The organism is Mesorhizobium sp. M0701 (genome assembly GCF_040320365.1).
GTDB lineage: Bacteria > Pseudomonadota > Alphaproteobacteria > Rhizobiales > Rhizobiaceae > Mesorhizobium.
In genome coordinates this window covers 1-22,496 of record NZ_JAMYPO010000009.1, presented here as the reverse complement: position 1 = coordinate 22,496, position 22,496 = coordinate 1, and the positions used below count along the sequence as shown (strand labels likewise).

Sequence of the window (22,496 nt, the reverse complement as noted above, 5' to 3'; positions counted from 1 at the left end):
CCGCGCCAGTACATCCGTGGTCGCGGGCTGGAGGTGGATTCAGTAGAAAGGGTTTAGGTTAACGAAACCTTAAGCTCCCCACATCGTGCAAACAGGGGAGATTAAGAAAATCCCCAGTTCATTACCGGCTCCTGCAGACGTGCGGACGACCGCTATTGGCTTGTGCCTCAGGCGTTGGCCTGCGACCGCACATAGGCGATATAGCCGCGCACGTCGGCGGCCGGGTCGGCATAGGCCTTGCCGAGCTTCTTCTCGATCGCCGCCATATAGTCTTTTGCCCATTGGGGCAGCGCGTAGTCGATGACGGCGAGGAACTCGAGCGTCGCCGCCAAACGGATGTCGGCGATCGACGGGTTCTTGCCGCCGATGAACGGCTTGCCGTTCCTGAAGAAGCTGTGAAACACCTCCAGCGGCTCGGCTATCGCTTCTATAGCGGCCTTCTGGGCTTCCGACTTCTTGTCGGGATGAGCGTCGCTGTGGCCGACCTCGCCGGCATATTGCGGGAAATTCAGTACAGGATATGTGGCGCGCGCCACATAGGGGTAGAGCGTGCCGATCAGGTAGAACATGGCGCTGTCGATCATTGCCCGCTTGGCCGGCGCCTTGGGATATAATTTCTCCAGCCCGTGCTTGTTGGCGAGATACTGCATGATGGCGCAGCTTTCCCACAAGACACCTCTCGGCAGGCCCTTGTCCTCGATCATCGGCGTAAGATGGGCCGGGTTTCGCGCCATATATTCGGGCGAGCGCGTGAGGCCCCAAACGTCGGTTTCGGAATGATCGAGCCCGGCGGCGCGTGCAAACACCCGAACGCTCATATTGTTGACGCTGGGCTTCAGCATGCTGAGCGTGAGCGCCGGCTTTTTCGCAGGCTTCGCCTTGACCTTCGCGGGCTTTTTGCCGGAGACCTTCGTCGCCGGCTTTGCCACTTTCGCCGCTGACTTGGCGGCGGCTTTGGCCGCCGGCTTCGCTCCTGGTTTGGCTGCCTTGGCGGCGGGCTTTTTCGCACTCTTCGTTGCTGTCTTTGCCATTATGTCCTCCCTTTGTTTGGCGTGTCGTCAGTATGGATTTTTCGGTGCGCGATCCTCCGACAAGGTTGCGCGCAAGTGCTCGACAAGCGCCTGGATCGCATCGGCAAGGTGCACTTCGGCGATGTTGTAATCGCCGCGCGCGACGCGGATCTTGTGCGCCTGCATCAGCACGTCGGCATGGGTGAAGCCCGCCGGCGGCTCGAAACGGTAGGAGGCGAGCTCGATTAGCAGGCCGAGCGGATCCTCGAAGTAGATCGAATCCATGAAACCGCGATCCTTGACGCCGCTGTGCTTGATTTCACGCTCGTTGAGCCGGGCGACCGCCTGCAAGAAGGTGACGCGCGACACCGCGAAAGCGATGTGATGGACGCAGCCCGTATCGGTCGGCGTGCGCCGCTTGACCGGCGTGCGGCTCTCGTCGGTGAAGACGGTGATCAGCCGGCCGTCGCCCGGATCGAAATAGAGATGGCTTTCGCTTGGCTTGTCGAGGTTGGGCTGCTCGAAGATGAAAGGCATGCCGAGCACGCCCTCCCAGAAATCGATCGAGGTCTGACGTCCGGCGCCGACCAGCGTGATGTGATGGACGCCTTGCGATTGTAGTTTTTGCATCTGACTCCTCCCGGCCACGCCGTCTTGCCGCCGAACGGAAGTTCGGATGCCCAGTCGCGCTTGGATCGGCGCCCGGCATGTGACCGCGCCCGGCCTCGCTCGCCTGCGCTCCGCATTCCGCATCCTGCAGGAGTGCGGCCGGAGCTTTGATGAACGGATGCTAATTCAATCCGAGACGTTGCGCCAGAAGCGCTGAGTTTCAAGAACTCCACGCAGGCGCCAAGAGCGGCACCGGGATCGCGGACGCCTTCGCCGAGCTCGCTGAAACGATCCGTCGCCGGCAGCTGTAATGGTGCGGCGGCCCGCAGGTCGCTGGGTTTCCCGAGCGGCCGGTTTGGCGACGGCAGGTCAAAGGGGCCTCGTTGACGCATGCCGCGCCTGGTTCGGATTACGGGCATCCGTGGCCCTTAGATGAAAATCACATATTCTTCATCGGCACATCGGGATCGACATGTCCCCCATCGGCAGTGATCTTCAGCCTTGAGAGGTAGTGCTCCCATCCCCTTCGGTGGCTGTCACGCTCCTTTGCGTTCGGCAGTCCGCTGTGCGTGAAGCGGATCAGTGTCCCCGCATCCCTCGCGATCAGGTCGATCTCGACATGGCTGGAGCCGGGCGGCACTGTCTCGTTGTCTTCCCAGCCAAAACTGTAGGCAAGACGGTGGACCGGGATCACCTCGGTGAACTCACCGCGCGCCATATGGCGACCACCGACATTGACGAGGAACAGACCGCCCGGCGATGCATCCAAATTCGCTTCGGTCCCGATCCATCGCACGATCTGGTCCGGATCCGTCAAAAGCGCGAACACGGTCGCTTGTGGCGCGGCGACCTCAATTTCTGTGTAAACCGATTCCGCCATCGCTCACTCCAGGTCACATCCGCATCGAATGCCGTGCATGATTGAAGCGAATATGGGGAGTTGCAAGAAGATGTTCGAGGCGTAAGCATAAGCCGGAGCCGAGTGACCTTCTACCGATGCTTCTCGCAAAGTCGCTTTCATTCCTTCTGGACGACGCCGCGCATATTGGCGACGGTGGGCGACTTCTATTGCAGCTCTCAACGCATTTGCTGGAAGACGGCTTGCCGATCATCGCCGGCGCGCTGGCGCAGGATGCTCCCGACCCAATCATTTCACGCCGTATCTGGCTCTGGCGAGCGTCTGGGGGTGAAGTGGTCGAGGGTTTGGGGATAGGCGCCGACCGCCAGAATGCCGATCCCCGGCTCGTGCTGCGGGAGTGGCTTGGCACAACGCGGGCGATCGTGTTCGACGAGCGAGCGGGCGGTGTCGCACCGACTTTGGTGTGGGCGTTCGATCATACTCCGGATGAGGCGCAGTCAGAGCTGCTGCGGCAAATCTCCCGGTTTGCTGCGGCTCCGATGACCGCACTCGCAGAACGGTCCGCGAAACGCGCATTGCTCGAAGCATATTTGGGAAAGCGCAGTGCAGCACATGTGCTCAACGGTCATTCTCGTCGATTAAAGGGAGAGACGATACGGGCTGCGCTTCTGTGCGCGGACCTTCGAGGTTTCACCGATCTATCCGAGGTTCATGATGCAGACGAGATCGTATTGGTACTTGATGCCTGGTTCGATTGCGTCGCCGGCGCGGTGCACGCATTTGGTGGTGAGGTTCTCAAGTTTATAGGTGATGGCGTCCTCGCGATTTTCCCGATTGGCGAGCGCGATGCAAATGCCGCATGTGACGCTGCGGTACGCGCCGTGAAGGCCACGCGCGCCGGGATAGATCATCTCAACCAAACTCGGCGCCGCAATGGCGGCCCTGAGCTCGGATATGGCATTGGCCTGCATGTCGGCGAGATACTCTGGGGGAATATCGGCACTGCCGGCAGGTTGGACTTCACCGCGATCGGCAAGGCTGTAAATCTTGTCAGCCGCATCGAAGGGCTGTGCAAGCCGTTGGGACGGACGGTGCTCGCGTCGACAGTGTTCGAGGCAGAAACTACCGAGCGGATGATCGCCATGGGCAGTCATCCGCTCGGAGGAATAGCAGGCGCGCAAACACTTTTCGGCTTGCCGGAATAGATCGAATGGTTGAGCCCCGCCGTGGATGTGTCGTTCGCAGCATATCTTGGTATCGTGCGAAGCCATGACCGAGAGAAATTCGAACGGCAAAGAAGCTACGATACTGCAACTAAAGTATGGCGCGTTTAGAGCCCAGCCATGCGCGTCGCGCGCAGCTTCGCTGGCCGGTGCTAAGGGCCTTCCCGGCATCCACCCTTCGAGGGAGAGGCGCCTTCGCCGAGCTCGCCAAAACGATCCGCCGCCGGCAGCTGTAGCTCAGGTCGGCTCCAGGCAGTGCCGACCAGCGTGATGGACGCCTTGCGATTGTAGTTTCTGTATCTGGCTCCTCCCCGCGTGGCATCGACTGCCCTGTTCAGCGCGACGTTCTGCGCGCCGCTAACGCTGTGCCTCAAGACCCACGATGCAATGCTAATGCAATCGGCTCCGCTGCGCCAGAAGCGGCAATGAGCCAAACCCGCCGCGACTCAAGGCGATGGATCGGATTGATGGTTTGCCGAGAGCTTGGAGAGACTTGGTACGCCCAAGGGGAATCGAACCCCTGTTCCCGCCGTGAGAGGGCGGTGTCCTGACCGCTAGACGATGGGCGCGTTCAAGAACCGGCGATATAGGCTGACGGCTGGGAAAAAGCAACTAGGCTTACGGCTGCCGATCGCGCCGGTGAAATATCCGCTGCAAGCCTAGCGTTTTGGCTCGATCAGGTCCCAGAGATTTCCATAGAGATCGGCGAAAACCGCCACAGTGCCATAGGTCTCGTGCCGGGGCGCCTCGCGGAATTCGACGCCCTTTTCGAGCATCAACGCATGGTCACGGGCAAAACCGTCGGTTTCGAGGAACAAAAAGACCCGCCCGCCGGTCTGGTTGCCGACGGCGTGCTTTTGCGCATCGCCGGATGCCTCGGCGAGAAGCAGCCGCGCGCCCTGCCCGTTGCCCGGCGTGATCGTGACCCAGCGTTTGCCGCCGCCGAGATCGACATCTTCGGTGAGGACAAAACCCAGCCGGTCGACATACCACGAGATCGCCTCGTCATAATTTGCGACGACAAGCGCGACCGTGGCAATGCTGCGGTGTTCGGCAAAACCGGTCATTTGTTCCTGATCGAAAAACGCCCGACGATGCGGCGCTCGGTGATGTCATAAACGAAGATGGCGCGGCTGCCGTCGGGCAGCTCGGCGTCGATCGACAGGTGATTGCCGGACAGCGATTGGCTGATCACCCTGGCGCCGACCGGCAGCACGATGTCGCCGTTGACCGTTTCGCCGATCGGCACCTGGATGTCGCTGCTTAGCGGAGGGGCGGCAGGCGGCGCGTTGCGCGCTTTGTAGACAAGTGCTGCTATCACCACCATAAGGGCGAGGAACAGCAGGCCGAGATTGATGGCGACGAAGCGGACGAGCTTCCTCCGCACCTTTTCGACCTCGGGGTCGAGCGGCTTTTCCTCGTCTTCGTCGGCAAGCGGCCGGGCCATGGCAGCAGATTCCGGAACTGTTTTCGATGAGCGCTCATAACGAAGAGGTCAGACAATTAATAGGGGCCGGACCGATCGTGCTGGAGGCGGGCGCCGATGCGGCCGGCCAGCGGCTCGACCAATGGCTGGCGGCTAGGCTCGGCCCCGACATGTCGCGCAGCCGGGTACAGATGCTGATAAAGCAGGGCGCGGTCAGGATCGGCGGCAGGCAGGTCGACGAAACGAAGCGCAAGATGGCACAAGGTGACAGCGTGTCGGTCGACGTGCCGGAGCCGGAACCGGCGGCGCCGCAAGGCGAAGATATTGCGCTGGACGTCCTCTACGAGGACAGCGAGTTGATCGTCATCAACAAGCCGGCCGGGCTGGTCGTGCATCCCGGCGCCGGCAACTGGACCGGCACGCTGGTCAACGCGCTGATCCATCATTGCGGCGACAGCCTGTCGGGCATCGGCGGGGTGAGACGGCCGGGCATCGTCCACCGCCTCGACAAGGAGACCAGTGGCGTCATGGTCGTCGCCAAGACCGATCGCGCCCACAAGGCGTTGTCGGAGGCCTTTGCCGACCACGGCCTGACCGGCGATCTCGAGCGCGCGTATCTGGCGTTGGTCTGGGGCATACCGGCAAGGCCGACCGGGACGGTCGACGCGCCGCTCGGCCGCGCCGCCGACCGGGTACGCCGCGCCGTGGTGCCGCAAGGCCGCGACGATGCGCGCCACGCCGTCACGCATTTCACCGTCGTTGAGCGCTTTGGCGAGCAGCAGCAGGAATTCGCCACGGCGAGCCTGGTCGAATGCCGGCTGGAAACCGGTCGCACTCACCAGATACGCGTCCACATGGCCCATATCGGCCATCCGGTGATTGGCGACCCCGAATACGGCCAGGCTTTCCGCACCAAGGCCAATCGGTTGCCCGAGCCGCTAAGAAGCAAGGTAAAAACGTTTCCGCGACAAGCTTTGCACGCCCGCCTCCTTGCATTTCGGCATCCGGATACCCATCTAACGATGAGGTTCGAAGCACCGATACCGTGGGACATGGAGGAACTCGTCGACGGCTTCCGCAAGCTCTGAACCAACCACCTGAAAACCTGACCGGCGCTGTTCACTTCAACGTGACACACTGTTTCGTGTTGAACAAATGCCTGTCTTTCTGGTTTTGTTCCTATATATGTCGGTTGGTGCGAATGTGCCTTTGGCATTCGCGCCACATGCCCGCCGCGTTTCGGGGGCATCACTCCAATAGAGAGGGGGCGCTATCATGGCCCAGTCATTACCCAGTATCGTTTCCGGCGAAGGCGGTCTCAGCCGCTACCTGGAAGAAATCCGCCGCTTTCCGATGCTTCAGCCGCAGGAAGAGTACATGCTCGCCAAGCGCTATGCCGAGCATGAGGACACCACGGCTGCGCACAAGCTCGTCACCAGCCACCTTCGGCTCGTCGCCAAGATCGCCATGGGCTATCGCGGCTATGGCCTGCCGATCGGTGAGGTGATCTCGGAAGGCAATGTCGGCCTGATGCAGGCCGTCAAGAAATTCGAACCGGAGCGCGGTTTCCGTCTCGCCACCTATGCGATGTGGTGGATCAAGGCCTCGATCCAGGAATACATCCTGCGCTCGTGGAGCCTGGTCAAGATGGGCACCACCGCCAACCAGAAGCGCCTGTTCTTCAACCTGCGCAAGGTGAAGGGCAAGATCCAGGCGCTCGACGAAGGCGATTTGAAGCCCGATCAGATCACCGAGATTGCCACCCGGCTGAACGTCTCGGAAGCGGAAGTCGTGTCGATGAACCGTCGTCTGTCGGGCGACGCCTCGCTCAATGCGCCCATCCGGGCCAGTGAAGGCGAGTCCGGCGAATGGCAGGACTGGCTGGTCGACGACCACGAAAGCCAGGAAGAGATGCTGATCGAGCAGGACGAGTTGGAAAACCGGCGCGGCATGCTGTCGGGCGCTCTTGCCGTGCTCAACGACCGCGAACGCCGCATCTTCGAGGCGCGCCGCCTCGCCGATGAGCCGTTGACGCTTGAAGAGCTGTCGGCCGAGTTCGATATCAGCCGCGAGCGCGTGCGCCAGATCGAGGTGCGCGCCTTCGAGAAGGTGCAGGACGCGGTCAAGGCCGCAGCCAAGCGCCAGACGCAGGCGCTGCGCACCATCGAGGCGCAGCCGGCGGCGTAAGGCCTTCCGGTAGAAACAAATAACGGCGGCGTCAGGTAACTGGCGCCGCCGTTTTTTTCTAAAGCGCGTCGCGTTCGGCCGGCCTTGTGCGACGCGCTTTAGAGTCTTGTTTTTGTGCATGTCGTTATCGCAAAACCGCTGCACACTTTTGCGCGACATGCATTAGCGGGTTGCCGGTTCCGCGGCGCCTTCGCGGATGTCCGATCCGCCGCTATAACTGCTCAGTAGCCCCCAGACGATCGCATCGATAGCGGCATTACCGCAATTTTCCCCAAGCCCTGAAAACCGCAAGACTGCAAGCTGTGGCGGCAATGTTGCGGCGCCGACCGCGGCATTCCACAACCCGGCGCTCGCGGCAGGCGGCGCGACAACGAGCCGCCGGGGCTGCGCCGGGCAGTTGAGCTCGTTTATTGAAAACGAAAGGCAGTGTGACGATGACCATTTCTCCGTTTCTGGCCGCTCTCGGATCCGAAGGTCCGCCAGCCGACCGAGCGAAAGACATGGCCCTGTATGGATGGCTAATTGGAAGCTGGGAAATGGACTCGGTCCACTACCTCGACGACGGCACAATCCAGAAATGGGATGGCGAATGCCATTTTGGCTGGGTGCTCGAAGGCCGCGCGATTCAGGACGTTTGGATCAGGCCCAAGCGCCCTGCGCCGTCGACGATGTATGGTACGACCTTGCGCATCTTCGACCCTGGGATCGATGGCTGGCATATCATATGGAACGACCCGCTCAACCGGGATCACTCGCGCCAGATCGGGCGGGCCGAGGGTAAGGACATTGTCCAGCTCGGCAATGACTCGCGCGGTCTGCAAACTCGATGGCGTTTCACTGAGATCACTGCCACCAGCTTCCATTGGATCGGCGAGGAAAGATCTTCCGAGAGCGATCCTTGGCAAATCACGTATGAACATTTAGCCCGCCGAACAAAACCCTGACGCTGGACTGGCTGGCGTCTGCGCCGCTCCTCATCCGGCTGCCGACGCGGTCCCCGTATGGATCATCGGATTCAAACATTGCAAAAATCGACTCAGGATCAATAACTTGGATGACCATCGCGGGACGATGAGCGCAGCGCCGAGTCTGAACGGCATTGTAGTGGCAGCGACCCATCTCCTCACAGGCAATCGAGCGGAAATTTCAGATAGCGCCGCCCGTTGGATTCCGGTTCCGGCAGGCGTCCGCCATTCATATTGACCTGCAGCGCGTGCAGGATCAGCCGCGGCATCGGCAACGTCCTGTCGCGGGCTTGGCGGAGCGCGACGAAGTCGGCTTCCGTCTTGCAGCCGGCAACATGGATGTTGCCGGCTTTCTGCTCCGCCACCGTGCTTTCCCACCGCGCTTCGCGGTCACCCGGCTGGTAGTCGTGACCGACGAACAGACGTGTCTCGTCCGGCAGCGCCAGGATGTCCTCGATCGAACGCCAGAGCCGCTCGGCGCTGCCGCCGGGAAAGTCTGTCCTGGCGGTGCCGCTGTCCGGCATGAACAGCGTGTCGTGGATGAAGGCGGCGTCGGCGATGACGTAAGTTATCGAGGCCAGTGTGTGGCCCGGCGAAAACAGCACTCTTGCCGGAAGGCCGCCGACCGAAAAAGTTGCGCCGTCGGCGAACAGCCTGTCCCATTGCGAACCGTCGGCGGGGAATTCCTGCCAGTTGTAGATCACCTTCCACAATTTCTGGACGTCGATGACCTTTTCGCCGATTGCCGTCGGCGCTCCGGTTCTCCCCCTCAGATAATGGGCGGCGGAGAAATGATCGGCATGCGGATGCGTGTCGAGGATCCACTCGACCTCCAGCCCGCTTTCCCTGACGAAGTCGAGCAGGGCGTCGGCGTTTTTCGTTGCCGTTGCACCGGACCTTTCGTCGAAGTCGAGCACCGGATCGATGATGGCGCATTTGCGGGTCGCCATGTCGGCGACCACATACTGGACGGACCCGCTCGGCTTGTCATAGAAGCCGGTGACCTGCGACCTGGCCGATAATGCGTCCAATCCCAGCCCCCCTTGATCCTCACCGTGGCAGGAATGACTTTCTCTGCCACGGCAAATGAAAGGCATGGTTGTCCGTCAACCAGGCGCCGTCAAGCACCCCACACTCACACGACCAGGAAAACCGAAAATTCTCCGTGCCGCCTCTGCCTGCTCAGGCGGAAGGCTGCTTGGTTTTCCTGAGATATGGCAGGATCGTCTCGTAGGCGCCGAAGCGCTTGATGGCATCCTCATTCGAGACGGCAGCGGTGATGATGACGTCCTCGCCCTGCTTCCAGTTCGCCGGCGTCGCCACCTGGTGCTTGGCGGTCAGCTGCATGGAATCGATGGCGCGCAGGATTTCGTCGAAGTTGCGGCCGGTCGTCATCGGATAGGTGAGAACCAGCTTGATCTTCTTGTCGGGCCCGATGACGTAAACCGAACGCACCGTGGCATTGTCGGCGGGCGTGCGGCCTTCCGAGCTCTCGCCGGCACCCGCCGGCAGCATCTCGTAAAGCTTGGCGACCTTGAGATCCTTGTCGCCGATCAGCGGGTAGTTCACCGAATGACCGGTCGCGGTCTTGATGTCATTCTGCCACTTTTCATGGCTTTGGACGGGATCGACCGAGATGCCGATGATCTTGACGTTGCGCTTCCTGAACTCGCCTTCGAGCCCGGCCATCGTGCCGAGTTCGGTCGTGCAAACCGGCGTAAAGTTCTTCGGATGGCTGAACAATACTGCCCAGCCGTCGCCGATCCATTCATGGAAGCTGATCGGTCCTTGCGTGGTCTCAGCGGTGAAGTCCGGTGCGATATCGTTGATACGAAGGCTCATAGCGTGTCCCTACCCTGTGAGTGCAGATCGCAGCCGGCGTTGACCGGCGCTGCTTTTGCCTTTCTATCACTCCGGCGTCATCCTTCAAATGCCTGTTGCGCCGGCATCAAGGCCGGCGGCGAAATATTTTCATTGCTTCTCGGCAAATGCCGCAGGAATTTTCGCTGCGCTGGCTCAGGCCTTGTTCACTGCCAGCGTCGTCGCCAGGTCTTCCATGCGCTGGGCCAGCGCGCCGAGCGCCCCGGTCAGCGCGGAATCGTTCTTGTCGGCCTTGGTCAGTGCATCGTCGCGCGTCTTGCGCAGCGTCAGCACTTCGCTTTCCATGCCCTTGACCCGCTTCTGCAGTTCCGAAAGCTCGTCCATGACCATGATGCCGGCCATCACGGTCAGCCGCTGGTCGCCGATCTCGCCAAAAGAATCCTTCAGATGCGAGACATAGCGGTCGAAGCGCTCGGCAAGATCGATCAGATGCTCTTCCTGGCCCTCGTCGCAGGCCATCCGATACTGCTTGCCGTCGATGGAAACCGTGACTTGTGCCATTGGCCTACCTGTCCAGTACCGCGCGGATGGTTTCCATGGCTGTCACCAGCCTTCGCGACACTTCCTTGTTGGCATCTTCCAGCCGTTCGGCGCGAGCTTCGGAATTGTCGAGCTCCTGCGCCAGCCGCGAGCGGTCGGCGTTCATCCGCTGCACTTCGGCCTCGGCTTCCGAATAGTCCCGCTCGTGCTCGAGCTTGGCCGCGACGGCGTTTTCCAGCCCTTCGATGGCCTTACCCAGCCTGGCAATGACTTCCTTGAGGGTCGTTTCCCCGGTCATGGCTTTCGTCCTGCGCCCTGCCCATCACCGAATCATCCACGTTCAGAACGCGTTATCCCTGAAACATTACGCGTCGTGTGAACCGCACGTCAATAAAGCTGTCGCGACTGTCCCCTGCTAACGCTAATGTAAGTCGCGCATGGCCATCACAAGACCGGCAAAAGCACACCGATTTGTTGACTAAAAGGCCGCGCCTGCTATGTGTCGCGCACCCTTTTCAAGGGCTTTCCCAAGGCCCAAACCCCCATTTTGGAGGAAGCATGACTTCGCGCGAACAACATGACCGGATGGCCAATGCGATCCGTTTTCTCGCCATGGACGCTGTGGAGAAGGCAAACTCCGGCCATCCCGGATTGCCCATGGGCTGCGCCGACATCGCCACGGTGCTGTTCACCCGCTTTCTCAAATACGATCCGAAGAACCCGCATTGGCCGGACCGCGATCGCTTTATCCTGTCGGCCGGCCACGGCTCGATGCTGCTTTACTCGCTGCTCTATCTGACCGGCTACGAAGACATCACCATCGACCAGATCAAGCAGTTCCGCCAATTGGGGTCGAGGACCGCGGGTCACCCGGAATACGGCCATGCCGCCGGCATCGAGACGACGACCGGCCCACTCGGCCAGGGCCTCGCCAATTCTGTCGGCTTCGCGCTCGGCGAGCGCATCATGAATGCCGCTTTCGGCAATGATCTCGTCGACCACTACACCTATGTGCTGGCCGGTGACGGCTGCCTGATGGAAGGCGTATCCCAGGAAGCCATTGCGCTTGCCGGACATCTGAAGCTGAACAAGCTGATCGTCTTCTGGGACAACAACAACATCTCGATCGATGGCCCGGTGTCGCTGGCCGACAACACCGACCAAGTCGCCCGCTTCCAGGCGTCCGGCTGGAATGCCAGCCATATCGACGGCCAGGACCCGGAAGCGATCGCCTATGCCATCGAAGCGGCCCGCCACTCCGACAAGCCGACGATGATTGCCTGCAAGACGACGATCGGCTTCGGCGCGCCGACCAAGGCCGGCACCAACAAGGCGCACGGCTCGCCGCTCGGCGCCGAGGAAATCGCCGGCGCCAGAAAATTCTTCGGCTGGGATTCGCCGCCCTTCGAGGTCCCGGCCGACATCGTCGACGCATGGCGTACCGCCGGGCGGACCAGCGTCAAGGCGCGCACCGACTGGGAAAGCCGGCTTGCCAAGGCTGATGCCCAATTGCGCGCAGAGTTCGAACGCCGCATCAGTGGCACGCTGCCAGCCAACTTCGACGCCGTCATTGGCGATTACAAGAAAAAGCTCGCCGCCGACAAGCCGAAGGTCGCCACCCGTAAGTCATCGGAAATGGCGCTGGAGGTCATCAACGGCGCCGTGCCCGAAACCATCGGCGGCTCGGCCGATTTGACCGGCTCCAACAACACCAAGACCAGCCAGACCAAGAACATCACCGCCGACGATTACGGCCAGCGCTACGTTCATTACGGCGTTCGCGAGCACGGCATGGCGGCCGCGCTCAACGGGCTGACATTGCATGGCGGCATTATCGCCTATGGCGGCACTTTCATGTGCTTTTCCGATTATGCCCGTCCGGCGATGCGGCTTGCTTCGCTGATGGGCATCCGCTCGATCTTCGTCATGACCCATGATTCCATCGGCCTTGGCGAAGACGGCCCGACCCATCAGCCGGTCGAGCATCTGGCAGCACTTCGCGCCATTCCGAACCACAATGTCTTACGCCCGGCCGACGCGGTGGAAACCGCGGAATGCTGGCAGTTGGCCATTGAGTCGGAAAAGACGCCTTCGACATTGGCGCTGACCCGGCAGAACCTGCCGACGGTACGCAACGACTTCGTTGCGGAAAACCTCTCCAGCCGCGGCGCCTATGAACTTGCCGCCGCCAGTGGCGAGGCGGCGGTGACGATCTTCGCTTCGGGCTCCGAGGTCGAGATCGCGCTGGCCGCCCGCGAGGCCTTGGAAAAGCACGGCCACGCGACCCGCGTCGTCTCGGTGCCGTGTTTCGAATTGTTCGACAAGCAGAGCGCCGACTATCGCAGCAGGACGATCGGCAATGCGCCGCTCAAGATTGCCATCGAAGCCGGCATCCGTCAGGGCTGGGATCACTTCATCGGCACCGACGGCATCTTTGTCGGCATGACCGGCTTCGGCGCCTCCGGCACCATCGAACAGCTCTACCCGCATTTCGGCATCACAGCCGAGGCAACGGTGAAGGCGGCGGAAGCCCGTCTGCATGGCAAATGAAAGTGAGCCCCGCCCGGCAAAGGCTGGCATAGCGGTTTTGCCGGGCGGTGGAGCACTAATCGATTTAAATCCACGCCTCGGCGGCTGGATTCTTTGCCCGTCCGCCGTTATGAAGCTGCGGACTTGATCTTCGGCCTCCAACTCCCAGGGAGAGAACAATGACCGTCAGAGTTGCCATCAACGGATTCGGCCGCATCGGCCGCAACATCCTGCGCGCCATCCATGAATCCGGCCGCAAGGATATCGACGTCGTCGCGGTCAACGATCTCGGCCCGGTCGAGACCAACGCGCATCTGCTGCGCTTCGACAGCGTGCATGGCCGCTTTCCGCACGAGGTGACGGTTGACGGCGACCAGATCATCGTCGGCAAGGAAAAATTCAAGGTCACCGCGATCAAGGATCCGACACAACTGCCCTGGAAGGAGCTTGGCATCGACATCGCGCTCGAATGCACCGGCATCTTCACCGCCCGCGACAAGGCCGTCGCCCATCTGACCGCCGGTGCCAAGCGCGTTCTCGTCTCCGCTCCGGCAGAGGGCGCCGATCTCACCGTCGTCTATGGCATCAATCACGACAAGCTGACCAAGGACCACATCGTCATCTCGAACGCCTCCTGCACCACCAACTGCCTGGCGCCGCTGGCGGCCGTGCTGAATGAGGCGGTCGGCATCGAAAAGGGCATGATGACGACGATCCATTCCTACACCGGCGACCAGCCGACGCTGGACACCATGCACAAGGACCTCTACCGCGCCCGCGCCGCCGCGCTGTCGCAGATTCCGACCTCGACCGGTGCTGCCAAGGCCATCGGCCTGGTACTGCCCGAGCTCAAGGGCAAGCTCGACGGCATCTCCATCCGCGTGCCGACCCCGAACGTCTCGCTCGTCGATTTCAAGTTCATCGCCAAGCGGCCGACCACCGTCCAGGAGATCAATGACGCGGTGATCGCCGCCTCGAACGGCAAGCTGAAGGGCATCCTCGCCGTTACCCGTCACCCCAATGTTTCGATCGACTTCAACCATGATCCGCATTCCTCGATCGTGGCGCTCGACCAGACCAAGGTCATGGACGGCAACTTCGTTTCGGTGCTGTCGTGGTACGACAATGAGTGGGGCTTTTCCAACCGCATGGGCGATACCGCCGTCGCCTTCGGCAAGACCATCGCCTGATCGCAGAGCCAGCTTCTCGACCTGGAGACGCCCGGCTCAGTCCGGGCGTTTTTCATTGCAGCACGAACCGCCGAGGCACGCTCCGCTGCTCGGGGGTGCCAAAACTTTCGACGATCGGCAGCGTGGGGCAAAAAGCCACGCTGCTGCCTTGCAGCGGCCATGTCTTCGCCCCACTCTCCCGTGATGCCGGAGCATATCGACTAGGGGCGACCAACGAATGGAGCATGGTATCTATCTTGTGACGCTCGTTGGCGCAGCACTTGTCGTTGCCGCCGCGTTTTCAAGCCTGATCGCCTTCCGTTTCGGCGCCCCTCTCCTGCTGCTGTTTCTCTGCATCGGCCTCGCCACCGGAACCGACGGTCTCGGCATCCATTTCGACAATGCCCGAGTTGCTTATTTTGCCGGCTCATTGGCGCTGGCGGTCATCCTTTTCGATTCCGGCTTCGGCACGCCGCTCAACGCCTTGCGGCAGGCGGCCGGGCCGGCGCTGTCGCTGGCCACATTCGGCGTCCTTTTGACCACCGGGCTCTTCGGCGCCGCCGCCTATTATCTGCTCGACCTGACCTGGCTGGAATCCTTCCTGCTCGGTGCCGCCGTCGCCTCGACCGACGCCGCGGCGGTGTTCTTCCTGCTGCGCGCCGGCGAGATCAATTTGCGCGAGCGCGTGCGGTCCACGCTCGAGGTGGAATCCGGCACAAATGACCCGATCGCCATCTTCCTGACCATCACGCTGGTCGAGGTCATCGCCGCCAATACCCACCCCGAGGCCAAGGTGCTGGTCACCGATCTTGCCGTCGGCTTCCTTGTCAACATGGGGCTCGGCGCGGTCATCGGCATTCTCGGCGGCATGGCCATCGTGCGCCTTGTCGATCGCCTCAATCTCGATCACGGCCTGCTGCCGATCTTCGTGCTGACGCTGTCGCTTATGGTGTTCGCTGCCGCCGGTGCCGTCGGCGGCTCCGGCTTCCTGGCGGTCTATCTCGCAGGCCTGATTGCCGGCAATTCCGATATCCGGGCCGTCACCATCCTCAAGCGCTTCCAGGACGGCATGTCGTGGCTGGCGCAGATCATCATGTTCCTGATCCTCGGCCTGTTCGCGACGCCTTCGCAATTTCCGGCGATCCTGGTGCCGGCAGTGCTGCTCGGCCTGTTCCTGGTATTTGTGGCACGGCCAATCGCCGTCTGGCTCTGCCTGGTGCCGTTCCGTCTGCCACGCCCGGAAGTCGCCTTCGTCTCGTGGGTTGGCCTGCGTGGTGCCGTGTCGATCCTGCTTGCCATCACGCCGCTGCTCGGCGGTCTTGAGAACGGCCGCCTCATCTTCAACACTGCCTTCATCATCGTGCTGGTCTCGCTGATCATCCAGGGATGGACCGTCGGGCCGCTGGCGCGCCGTCTCGGCCTTATCGTGCCGGCCCGCCTGGGACCGCTCGACAAGGTCGAATTGGAACTGCCGGGCTCCGCCCATCATGAGCTTCTCGCCTACCGCGTGGCACCTGGCAGCCCGGTGGCGCGCGGCGAACGCATTCCGCGCTGGGCGCGGCCGTCGCTGGTGCTGCGCGACGGACGCTCGATGCGCTTCCAGGATATGGGCCGGCTCGCGGCCGGCGACCATGTCTACATCTTCGTGCCGGACCGCTATCCGCGCCTGCTCGACAAGCTGTTCGCCAGCCGTGCCGTGGTCGATCCCGAGGACGCGGATTTCTTCGGGGCCTTCGCCGTCGATCCGTCACGCCCCGCCGAGGAACTGGAGACCGCCTACGCGCCGGGCCTGACCGAAGCGGAACGCAAGCTCAGCATTGGCGACCTGGTCACTACCCGGCTCGGCGGCCACGCCGAATACGCCGACCGCGTGCTGCTCGGTCCGATCGAGCTGATCGTCCGCGACGTCGACGACAAGGGCAGGATCACCGGCCTTGGCCTGTCCTTTGAGCCGACCGCGCCGGTGGCGCGCGTTCCGGTGTTCCTCAGCGCCGGCGAAATCCGCGACCGCATCGCCGCCTTCATCCGCAACCGGCGCAAGCCGGCCGAGGCGCAGGCGGTCGAGGCGGCGGCCGAGATGGAACCGGTTCCGCAGCCAGTGGTGGAAAAGACAACTGGCGAAGGCTGACCGCTGTCCACCCGAGCCGCGGAACCCTGCCGCGAGGCTGAAGAATGGCTCGGCAACTGGTATGGCGGGTCCATGTGGTCCGACATCGCCGGAAATGATCCCGATCGGCCGGTTGCGAGGGCGTCCGGCCGATCAGTCGCCAATTCTCCGGCGCGCCATAGGGAGCGCTTTTAATTGTTGCGGGCCGCTACGAACTGCGCCGCTTGTTTCAGAAGCGCGGCTTGTGCGCCAAAAGGCTCGAGCAGCGCATGAGCCTGGTCAACGAGGCCATGGAGCTGGCCCCGCGCCCAGCCCGGTCCGTGCAGCGCGACCAGCGTCGCCTTGCCGGCCGCGGCATCCTTGCCGGTCGCCTTGCCCATCTGATGCGCGTCGGCGGTCAGGTCGAGCAGATCGTCGGCAAGCTGAAAGGCAAGCCCGATCGCCGAGCCGAACTCGGCCAGCCTTTCGCGGTCGCCCGACGGCGCGCCGGCAAGGATAGCGCCCGCTTCGCAGGCAAAGCGGATCAGCGCACCGGTTTTCATCGCCTGAAGCCGGATGATGCCGGCCTCGTCCGGCCGGCTTTGTTCGGCTTCGAGATCGAGCATCTGGCCGCCGACCATGCTTCCCGCCCCGGCGGCGCGGGCCAGTGCCAGCACCAGCGTTGCCCTGCGCTCGGCCGGCAGCATTGTCGCCTCGTCGGCAAGGATGTCGAAGGCAAGTGTCAGCAAGGCGTCGCCCGCAAGAATGGCGGTCGCCTCATCGAAAGCCCTGTGCACGGTCGGCTGGCCGCGGCGCAAATCGTCGTCGTCCATGGCCGGCAGATCGTCATGGATGAGCGAATAGCAGTGCACACATTCGAGCGCCGCCGCGACGCGCAGCGCCGCCTCGCCGTCGGCTGAAAACAGTGCAGCACTTTCCATGACCAGGAAGGGACGCAGTCGTTTGCCGCCGTTCAGCACGCCATGTCGCATTGCCGCCATCAGGCGTTCGGGCCGCGCGACCTCGCCCGAAAGCGTCCGTCCGTCGAGCAACCGCCTCAGCAGCGCCTCGAGCGGAACTGCCCGGGCAATAAGTGCAGCTTCGAACGCCATTTGATCGTCTTTCGTCATGGTCGGGAGCGGTAGCCGACACTCAGACGTTGCGCAAGAAGCCAAGCGCCATTATGCCGGGGGCAGGGAGTAGCGCGGACTGGGTGGCTTGGCGGAACCGATCGTCGATCACGAAACCGAAGGGTTGGACATGGCGAGACCGAGACGCGGCAGCCGCATCGGTCTTCAACGCTGGGTCCGGCGCGGCATCGCCGTCGCCGTCGTGCTGGCGCTGGTGCCGGTGGTGCTGACCTTCCTGTACCTGCCGACATTCGTGCATCCGGTGTCGACATTGATGCTGAAGGACCTGGCGACGTTTTCTGGCTACGATCGGCGCTGGGTTTCCATCGACGATGTGGCGCCGGTGCTGGCATATTCGGTCATCATGTCGGAGGACGGGCAGTTCTGTTTCCATCGCGGCGTCGATCTGGGCGAGTTGCGCGGCGTCGTCGACGATGCGCTCGCCGGCGAGATGACACGTGGCGCCTCGACCATCACCATGCAGACGGTAAAGAATCTTTATCTATGGTCGCGGCCGTTGGGCTCGGTCCGTAAGGTCGTGGAACTGCCGCTGGCCGTCTATTTCGATGCGGTGCTGTCGAAACGGCGGATCATGGAGATCTACCTCAACATCGCCGAATGGGGACCGGGCATCTACGGTATCGAGGCCGCCGCCCAGCATCATTTCGGCGTCTCGGCAAAACAGCTGTCGCGCCGGCAGGCAGCGCTGCTTGCCGTCACCTTGCCGAATCCGATCGTGCGCAATCCGGCGAAGCCCGGGCCGGGACTGAGGCGGCTTGCCGCGTTGATCGAACGGCGCGCCGGCCGCGCCGGCGCCTATGTCGGTTGCCTGCGATAGTGTCAAAAAAAAACACGGCGACGCTGGCCAAAACGCCGTCGGGCGTGTATAGGCACCCGACTTTCTCAGATTCCGGCCCCTGATGTGGCCCTTTCACGAGGGCCGCCGGGGCGTTTTGACCATGTAGTGGAGCATATCCATGGCCGTTCCGAAACGAAAAACCTCTCCGTCGAAGCGCGGCATGCGCCGTTCTGCCGACGCACTGAAGGCCCCGACCTATGTCGAGGACAAGAACTCCGGCGAGATGCGCCGTCCGCACCATATCGACCTGAAGACCGGCATGTATCGCGGTCGCCAGGTTCTGGAGCCGAAGGAAAGCTGAGAGAGCTTTCGACGGTTTATGGGTTGCGAAACGACCGGCCATTGGCCGGTCTTTTTGCGTTTGCGACAACTGATCGTATCAGCCGGGCCTGACATTGTTGTTTCACGCCGTCTTTGTCCGTGTTTATCGGCCGCACGAAAATTCTTGACGGCGAACGCCGGGCGCACTCTACAAAGATCAGTCCAACCGGAGCCGCCACATGTTCGGTGCCATCCCGCTGCTGATCGTGCCTTTCATCCTCTACAATCTCGGGCTTCTGGGAATATTCGGCAGCGGCGACGATCCGTGGGCCACCGAAATGTTTTCGGTCCGGATGATGTCGGGTGGCGTGTTCTCGATGACCCTCGGCGACCTCATCGTGCTGATCGCACTGATCTTCTTGTTCGTCGAAGTGGTGAAGTCGACGCGCACGACAAATGCCTCGATCATGGACCATCTTTTGTCGACCTTCGTCTTTGTGGCCTATCTGGTCGAGTTCCTGCTGGTGAAGGGCGCCGCCCATTCCGTTTTCTTCACACTGATGGTCATAGCGCTGATCGACGTGCTGGCCGGCTTTTCGGTGTCGATGCGGTCGGCCACCCGCGACATCAATATGAGTTAAGGATCCCGACTCAGCCCGGGTCAGCGGAGAAGCCAGCCGCCTCGACACCGGCGATGGCTGCCGTTTCATCATTGTCGGACGTGTCGCCGGAAATACCGATGGCGCCGATGATCGTGCCGGCGTTGTCACGGATCAGCACGCCGCCGACGACCGGCAGGACGCGCCCGCCCGACACGTCGGAGACGCCGGCGATCAGATGCGGGCGCTCCTTGGCGAAAGCTTCCACCCGGCGCGAGCCCATTCCGATAGCGAGCGCGCCATAGGCCTTGCCGGCCGACATTTGCGGACGCAGGAACGAGGCGCCGTCCTGACGCTGGAACGCGACCAGATGGGCGCCGGCGTCGAGCACCGAGACGCCAAGCGGCCTGAGCTTGAGCTCGGCACCCTTGGCAAAGGCGGCGGCGATGATTCAAGGGCTTTGTCGAGCGTCAGTGCGGTCATGGCCGTCTCCTAAACGCGCCAGTTATCAACCGGCAGAACAGACTCCGAGTGAACTGTTTCGCGTGCGAAAGGAAGCATGCATTCTGGAAGCGCCGGCCTATTTCTTCTTGGCGCGAGGCTTCTTCACCGGGGCCGGAGGCGCATTGGCCAGGTCTTCCGCTTCCTTGGCGAGGCGCAGCGCCCGCAGCTTGTTGGTCTTGGCTTGGCGAGCGTCGCTCTCGGCGACATATTCCGCCATCGCCTTCTGGCGAACCGTGGCTGCCTCTTCCTGTTTCTTGAAACGCAAATCGGCCCGCGCACGGGCAGTGTCCTTAGAGTTCTCGACCAAGAGCGTTATCCAATCCGTAAATTATCTTCAGTCCCTTGATAGCAGAGCCAGCCCGCAATTGGGAAAATAAGTTGGTCATGGCGCCGGATCGCAGCCAACTCGCTCAGCCTTGCGGGCGACTACCGCATCGTATCCGGCCTGCAAAGTCGCGCGGACGGTGGGTCCAGATGGGGCGGGAGACGCACCCAGATGCTCGTGGCGCAACTCGTTCATGAACTTATCCCACATCGGCGGGCCGCCTTTTTCCAGAAGCTCGGCACGGATAGAGAGCTCTTCGCTGACCGGCAGCCAGACGCGGCCCCAGGCGCCGAGATGCGCCAGGATTGGCACCAGCGTAATCGCCATTTCGGTCAGGCTGTAGATCGCCTTTTGCTTGTGGGAGGGATCGTCTGCCTTGGTCAGCATGCCGAGCTCCATCAGCCGCTTCAGCCGGTCGGCGAGGATGTTGGAGGCGATGCCCTCCATCGAGCCGTTGAGCAGTTCGCGAAAGTGGCGTCTGCCGCCGAAGATGATGTCGCGAAGGATGATCAGGCTCCACCGGTCACCGAACACTTCGAGCGACAGGTTGATGGGGCATCCGGACCGACGATCGATGTTCATGCGAATCTCCAAAAACCGGTTGCATTATCGTATCGGTTTTAATATCGTGCAACTGATTGCAAAATGCAATCGGATTGGAAGCCCAAGGAGGAAAGCCATGAAAAACGCCGAAGACCCCGAAATCGCATCCCAGACGTTCGGCGATCCGGCCCATCCGGCGGTGTTGATCATGGGCGCGATGGCTTCCATGCTTTGGTGGCCCGAAGCGTTTTGCCGGAAGCTGGCCGGCGAGGGTCGCTTCGTGATCCGCTATGACAATCGCGATACCGGCCGTTCGACCAAATACGCGCCGGGCGAGCCGCCTTATACATTCGACGACATGGTGGACGATGCCGTCCGCGTCCTTGACGACCAGGGAATCCGAAAGGCGCACGTGGTCGGCATGTCGATGGGCGGCATGATCGCGCAGCTCGTTGCGTTGAAATACCCGTCGCGTGTCACTTCGCTGACGGTGATCAGCAGCTCGCCCTTGGGCATCGATACGTCGCATTTGCCCGGAACCACCGAGGCCTATAGGAAACATTCGGCCGAAGGCGCGAAGGTCGACTGGTCTGACCGTGGCCAAGCGGTCGATTTCATGGTCAAAAACGCGCGTGCGCTCGCCGGCACCGCGCATCCGTTCGATGAGGCGCGGACGAGAGCGTTCGTGGAACAGGACTACGACCGGTCCGGCGGCTTTCTCAGCGCGACCAATCACTTCATGCTCAAGGGCGGCGAAGATCGGAGCGGCGAGGACTGGACGGGGCGGCTGCACGAGATGAAGATTCCGCTCCTCGTTGTCCACGGCACCGACGATCCGATCTTTCCAGCCGAGCATGGCGCCGCTCTTGCCGACGCGGTCGCCGGTGCAAGACTGGTCCGGATCGAGGGCGGCGGCCACGAGCTGCATCCCGACGATTGGGCCGCGATCATCGATGCGATCGTCGCCCACAGCCGGGCCACGTAGCAGCGGGCCGAACCTTGACACCGGATGCCCGCGAGACGAAGCACCAAAGATAGGAGCAAAAATGTCCCTGACGATGCATCTTCACCCGCTGGCCTCCTTCTGCTGGAAACCGCTGATCGCGCTCTATGAGAACGGCACGCCATTCACATCGGTCGTCGTCGATCTCGGCAATGAACAGTCGCGCGCGGCGTTCCTGAAATTGTGGCCGGCCGGCAAGATGCCGGTGCTGCGCGATGAGGCGCTGGACCGGACCGTGCCGGAATCGACGATCGTCGTCGAATATCTCAACGCGTATTATCCCGGACCGGTCGAGCTGATCCCCGGCGATCTCGATCTCGCCCGTCAGACCCGGCTTGCCGACCGCATCTATGACTTCTACGTCCAGGAACCGATGCAGAAGATCGTTGGTGACCGGCTGCGGCCGGAGGGCAAGACCGATCCGTTCGGCGTCGAGCAGGCCCGCGCCCAGCTGCGCAGCTCCTACGCCATCATTGAACAGGACATGCAGTCGACGACATGGGCGGTGGGTGCGAGCTTCACCATGGCCGACTGCGCTGCCGCCCCCGCGCTGTTCTACGCCAACAAGGTCGAGCCGTTCGGAGACGAATATCCTGCGGTCAGGCGCTATCACGACCGGTTGCTGCAACGCCCCTCGGTTGCCCGTGTGATCGAGGAAGCGCAGCCGTATTTCAAGCTCTTCCCCTACAACAATGGCTAGAGTGGTTCATCGTTCACGGAAACGCCGAACCGCTCTATCTCTTTGTTTTTGCGCAATTCCGTACGGAAAACCGTTTCACACTTTTCCTGGAATTGCTTGTCTTATGACTTTCGCTGCCGAAAGGGTCAGAAAGGAACGCTGAGAGAGG

24 protein-coding genes, 1 tRNA gene and 1 pseudogene are annotated in these 22,496 nt (G+C 62.1%); 12 read left to right on the top strand and 14 right to left on the bottom strand.

The features are described 5' to 3' along the window. Positions 1 to 167: 167 nt before the first annotated feature. The 3 genes from NKI24_RS11295 to NKI24_RS11285 form a co-directional block, all read right to left on the bottom strand. Entirely contained in the window at positions 168 to 1,031 is an 864-nt protein-coding gene (locus NKI24_RS11295; RefSeq protein ID WP_352745257.1) for a glutathione S-transferase family protein, read from the bottom strand. Positions 1,032 to 1,058: 27 nt separating this feature from the next. Then, the gene (locus tag NKI24_RS11290; RefSeq protein WP_352619700.1) at positions 1,059 to 1,640 is read right to left on the bottom strand and encodes a VOC family protein; all 582 of its coding nucleotides are present in this window, start codon (positions 1,638 to 1,640) and stop codon (positions 1,059 to 1,061) included. 418 nt (positions 1,641 to 2,058) lie between these two features. Beyond that, positions 2,059 to 2,499 (bottom strand): SRPBCC family protein, encoded by a 441-nt coding sequence (locus NKI24_RS11285; protein WP_023678521.1) that lies wholly within the window; start codon positions 2,497 to 2,499, stop codon positions 2,059 to 2,061. A 116-nt stretch (positions 2,500 to 2,615) separates the two neighbouring features. Here NKI24_RS11285 and NKI24_RS11280 point away from each other — a divergent pair, with 116 nt between their 5' ends. Then, positions 2,616 to 3,683 carry an adenylate/guanylate cyclase domain-containing protein gene (locus NKI24_RS11280; protein ID WP_031212146.1) on the top strand — a complete coding sequence of 356 codons (1,068 nt, stop codon included), beginning with the start codon at positions 2,616 to 2,618 and terminating at the stop codon, positions 3,681 to 3,683. Between the two features lie 512 nt (positions 3,684 to 4,195). Here NKI24_RS11280 and NKI24_RS11275 read toward each other — a convergent pair. From NKI24_RS11275 to NKI24_RS11265, 3 genes are all read right to left on the bottom strand, one after another. After that, positions 4,196 to 4,270: transfer RNA gene (locus NKI24_RS11275), tRNA-Glu, on the bottom strand. A 90-nt stretch (positions 4,271 to 4,360) separates the two neighbouring features. After that, the gene (locus tag NKI24_RS11270; protein WP_352745253.1) at positions 4,361 to 4,768 is read right to left on the bottom strand and encodes a VOC family protein; all 408 of its coding nucleotides are present in this window, start codon (positions 4,766 to 4,768) and stop codon (positions 4,361 to 4,363) included. Then, entirely contained in the window at positions 4,765 to 5,148 is a 384-nt protein-coding gene (locus tag NKI24_RS11265) for a hypothetical protein (RefSeq protein WP_023678516.1), read from the bottom strand. Before NKI24_RS11265 ends, NKI24_RS11270 begins: the two co-directional genes overlap by 4 nt. A 26-nt stretch (positions 5,149 to 5,174) precedes the next feature. Here NKI24_RS11265 and NKI24_RS11260 point away from each other — a divergent pair, with 26 nt between their 5' ends. The 3 genes from NKI24_RS11260 (at position 5,175) to NKI24_RS11250 (ending at position 8,258) form a co-directional block, all read left to right on the top strand. After that, on the top strand, positions 5,175 to 6,215 hold the full coding sequence (locus tag NKI24_RS11260) for an RluA family pseudouridine synthase (protein ID WP_352451133.1): 1,041 nt from the start codon (positions 5,175 to 5,177) through the stop codon (positions 6,213 to 6,215). Positions 6,216 to 6,402: 187 nt separating this feature from the next. Continuing rightward, positions 6,403 to 7,314 carry an RNA polymerase sigma factor RpoH gene (rpoH, locus tag NKI24_RS11255; protein WP_023678514.1) on the top strand — a complete coding sequence of 304 codons (912 nt, stop codon included), beginning with the start codon at positions 6,403 to 6,405 and terminating at the stop codon, positions 7,312 to 7,314. 434 nt (positions 7,315 to 7,748) lie between these two features. Then, the gene (locus NKI24_RS11250) at positions 7,749 to 8,258 is read left to right on the top strand and encodes a hypothetical protein (protein WP_031212145.1); all 510 of its coding nucleotides are present in this window, start codon (positions 7,749 to 7,751) and stop codon (positions 8,256 to 8,258) included. A gap of 179 nt (positions 8,259 to 8,437) precedes the next feature. Here NKI24_RS11250 and NKI24_RS11245 read toward each other — a convergent pair whose 3' ends face one another. From NKI24_RS11245 to NKI24_RS11230, 4 genes are all read right to left on the bottom strand, one after another. Then, on the bottom strand, positions 8,438 to 9,310 hold the full coding sequence (locus NKI24_RS11245) for an MBL fold metallo-hydrolase (RefSeq protein ID WP_352745250.1): 873 nt from the start codon (positions 9,308 to 9,310) through the stop codon (positions 8,438 to 8,440). Positions 9,311 to 9,461: 151 nt separating this feature from the next. Next, a complete protein-coding gene (locus tag NKI24_RS11240; RefSeq protein WP_023678511.1) occupies positions 9,462 to 10,121 on the bottom strand; it encodes a peroxiredoxin in 660 nt (219 codons plus the stop codon). A 174-nt stretch (positions 10,122 to 10,295) separates the two neighbouring features. Then, positions 10,296 to 10,661, bottom strand: coding sequence for a cell division protein ZapA (locus NKI24_RS11235; RefSeq protein ID WP_023678510.1), 366 nt, complete (start codon positions 10,659 to 10,661; stop codon positions 10,296 to 10,298). A gap of 4 nt (positions 10,662 to 10,665) precedes the next feature. Further along, entirely contained in the window at positions 10,666 to 10,938 is a 273-nt protein-coding gene (locus NKI24_RS11230; RefSeq protein ID WP_006200774.1) for a DUF4164 domain-containing protein, read from the bottom strand. Positions 10,939 to 11,198: 260 nt separating this feature from the next. Here NKI24_RS11230 and tkt point away from each other — a divergent pair, with 260 nt between their 5' ends. The 3 genes from tkt to NKI24_RS11215 all read left to right on the top strand — a co-directional run bounded on the left by tkt (position 11,199) and on the right by NKI24_RS11215 (position 16,466). Then, positions 11,199 to 13,190, top strand: a complete 1,992-nt coding sequence (gene tkt, locus NKI24_RS11225) for a transketolase (RefSeq protein ID WP_352451131.1) — start codon at positions 11,199 to 11,201, stop codon at positions 13,188 to 13,190. 158 nt (positions 13,191 to 13,348) lie between these two features. Then, positions 13,349 to 14,359: a type I glyceraldehyde-3-phosphate dehydrogenase gene (gene gap, locus NKI24_RS11220; RefSeq protein WP_023678507.1), complete on the top strand. Its 1,011-nt coding sequence runs from the start codon at positions 13,349 to 13,351 to the stop codon at positions 14,357 to 14,359. Between the two features lie 217 nt (positions 14,360 to 14,576). Then, positions 14,577 to 16,466, top strand: coding sequence for a potassium/proton antiporter (locus NKI24_RS11215; RefSeq protein WP_352451130.1), 1,890 nt, complete (start codon positions 14,577 to 14,579; stop codon positions 16,464 to 16,466). Positions 16,467 to 16,636: 170 nt separating this feature from the next. Here NKI24_RS11215 and NKI24_RS11210 read toward each other — a convergent pair whose 3' ends face one another. Further along, complete coding sequence (locus NKI24_RS11210) at positions 16,637 to 17,554, bottom strand: polyprenyl synthetase family protein (RefSeq protein ID WP_352451129.1); 918 nt, start codon at positions 17,552 to 17,554, stop codon at positions 16,637 to 16,639. A 79-nt stretch (positions 17,555 to 17,633) separates the two neighbouring features. Between NKI24_RS11210 and NKI24_RS11205 the strand changes: the two genes are divergently transcribed. The 3 genes from NKI24_RS11205 (at position 17,634) to NKI24_RS11195 (ending at position 19,315) form a co-directional block, all read left to right on the top strand. Beyond that, positions 17,634 to 18,392 carry a biosynthetic peptidoglycan transglycosylase gene (locus NKI24_RS11205; protein WP_031212144.1) on the top strand — a complete coding sequence of 253 codons (759 nt, stop codon included), beginning with the start codon at positions 17,634 to 17,636 and terminating at the stop codon, positions 18,390 to 18,392. A gap of 139 nt (positions 18,393 to 18,531) precedes the next feature. Then, the gene (rpmF, locus tag NKI24_RS11200) at positions 18,532 to 18,714 is read left to right on the top strand and encodes a 50S ribosomal protein L32 (RefSeq protein ID WP_006203806.1); all 183 of its coding nucleotides are present in this window, start codon (positions 18,532 to 18,534) and stop codon (positions 18,712 to 18,714) included. Positions 18,715 to 18,913: 199 nt separating this feature from the next. Next, on the top strand, positions 18,914 to 19,315 hold the full coding sequence (locus NKI24_RS11195) for a hypothetical protein (RefSeq protein ID WP_023678503.1): 402 nt from the start codon (positions 18,914 to 18,916) through the stop codon (positions 19,313 to 19,315). 10 nt (positions 19,316 to 19,325) lie between these two features. On the opposite strand, the pseudogene NKI24_RS11190 reads toward NKI24_RS11195, so the two are convergent. The 3 genes and pseudogenes from NKI24_RS11190 to NKI24_RS11180 all read right to left on the bottom strand — a co-directional run bounded on the left by NKI24_RS11190 (position 19,326) and on the right by NKI24_RS11180 (position 20,684). Next, positions 19,326 to 19,756: pseudogene (locus tag NKI24_RS11190) on the bottom strand (GlcG/HbpS family heme-binding protein). A gap of 97 nt (positions 19,757 to 19,853) precedes the next feature. Further along, complete coding sequence (locus NKI24_RS11185) at positions 19,854 to 20,084, bottom strand: hypothetical protein (protein WP_023678501.1); 231 nt, start codon at positions 20,082 to 20,084, stop codon at positions 19,854 to 19,856. 75 nt (positions 20,085 to 20,159) lie between these two features. Next, positions 20,160 to 20,684: a winged helix-turn-helix transcriptional regulator gene (locus NKI24_RS11180; protein ID WP_352451127.1), complete on the bottom strand. Its 525-nt coding sequence runs from the start codon at positions 20,682 to 20,684 to the stop codon at positions 20,160 to 20,162. Between the two features lie 97 nt (positions 20,685 to 20,781). Between NKI24_RS11180 and NKI24_RS11175 the strand changes: the two genes are divergently transcribed. Then, complete coding sequence (locus NKI24_RS11175) at positions 20,782 to 21,630, top strand: alpha/beta fold hydrolase (RefSeq protein WP_352745246.1); 849 nt, start codon at positions 20,782 to 20,784, stop codon at positions 21,628 to 21,630. Positions 21,631 to 21,691: 61 nt separating this feature from the next. Further along, positions 21,692 to 22,348 (top strand): glutathione S-transferase family protein, encoded by a 657-nt coding sequence (locus NKI24_RS11170; protein ID WP_352451125.1) that lies wholly within the window; start codon positions 21,692 to 21,694, stop codon positions 22,346 to 22,348. The last annotated feature ends 148 nt before the right edge of the window (positions 22,349 to 22,496 follow it).

Excerpts from the sequence above, each read along its gene's own strand:
- NKI24_RS11295 (WP_352745257.1), bottom strand. The coding sequence starts at position 1,031 with ATGGCAAAGACAGCAACGAAGAGTGCGAAAAAGCCCGCCGCCAAGGCA.
- NKI24_RS11290 (WP_352619700.1), bottom strand. The coding sequence starts at position 1,640 with ATGCAAAAACTACAATCGCAAGGCGTCCATCACATCACGCTGGTCGGC.
- NKI24_RS11285 (WP_023678521.1), bottom strand. The coding sequence starts at position 2,499 with ATGGCGGAATCGGTTTACACAGAAATTGAGGTCGCCGCGCCACAAGCG.
- NKI24_RS11280 (WP_031212146.1), top strand. The coding sequence starts at position 2,616 with ATGCTTCTCGCAAAGTCGCTTTCATTCCTTCTGGACGACGCCGCGCAT.
- NKI24_RS11270 (WP_352745253.1), bottom strand. The coding sequence starts at position 4,768 with ATGACCGGTTTTGCCGAACACCGCAGCATTGCCACGGTCGCGCTTGTC.
- NKI24_RS11265 (WP_023678516.1), bottom strand. The coding sequence starts at position 5,148 with ATGGCCCGGCCGCTTGCCGACGAAGACGAGGAAAAGCCGCTCGACCCC.
- NKI24_RS11260 (WP_352451133.1), top strand. The coding sequence starts at position 5,175 with ATGAGCGCTCATAACGAAGAGGTCAGACAATTAATAGGGGCCGGACCG.
- rpoH (WP_023678514.1), top strand. The coding sequence starts at position 6,403 with ATGGCCCAGTCATTACCCAGTATCGTTTCCGGCGAAGGCGGTCTCAGC.
- NKI24_RS11250 (WP_031212145.1), top strand. The coding sequence starts at position 7,749 with ATGACCATTTCTCCGTTTCTGGCCGCTCTCGGATCCGAAGGTCCGCCA.
- NKI24_RS11240 (WP_023678511.1), bottom strand. The coding sequence starts at position 10,121 with ATGAGCCTTCGTATCAACGATATCGCACCGGACTTCACCGCTGAGACC.
- NKI24_RS11235 (WP_023678510.1), bottom strand. The coding sequence starts at position 10,661 with ATGGCACAAGTCACGGTTTCCATCGACGGCAAGCAGTATCGGATGGCC.
- NKI24_RS11230 (WP_006200774.1), bottom strand. The coding sequence starts at position 10,938 with ATGACCGGGGAAACGACCCTCAAGGAAGTCATTGCCAGGCTGGGTAAG.
- tkt (WP_352451131.1), top strand. The coding sequence starts at position 11,199 with ATGACTTCGCGCGAACAACATGACCGGATGGCCAATGCGATCCGTTTT.
- gap (WP_023678507.1), top strand. The coding sequence starts at position 13,349 with ATGACCGTCAGAGTTGCCATCAACGGATTCGGCCGCATCGGCCGCAAC.
- NKI24_RS11215 (WP_352451130.1), top strand. The coding sequence starts at position 14,577 with ATGGAGCATGGTATCTATCTTGTGACGCTCGTTGGCGCAGCACTTGTC.
- NKI24_RS11210 (WP_352451129.1), bottom strand. The coding sequence starts at position 17,554 with ATGACGAAAGACGATCAAATGGCGTTCGAAGCTGCACTTATTGCCCGG.
- rpmF (WP_006203806.1), top strand. The coding sequence starts at position 18,532 with ATGGCCGTTCCGAAACGAAAAACCTCTCCGTCGAAGCGCGGCATGCGC.
- NKI24_RS11195 (WP_023678503.1), top strand. The coding sequence starts at position 18,914 with ATGTTCGGTGCCATCCCGCTGCTGATCGTGCCTTTCATCCTCTACAAT.
- NKI24_RS11180 (WP_352451127.1), bottom strand. The coding sequence starts at position 20,684 with ATGAACATCGATCGTCGGTCCGGATGCCCCATCAACCTGTCGCTCGAA.
- NKI24_RS11175 (WP_352745246.1), top strand. The coding sequence starts at position 20,782 with ATGAAAAACGCCGAAGACCCCGAAATCGCATCCCAGACGTTCGGCGAT.
- NKI24_RS11170 (WP_352451125.1), top strand. The coding sequence starts at position 21,692 with ATGTCCCTGACGATGCATCTTCACCCGCTGGCCTCCTTCTGCTGGAAA.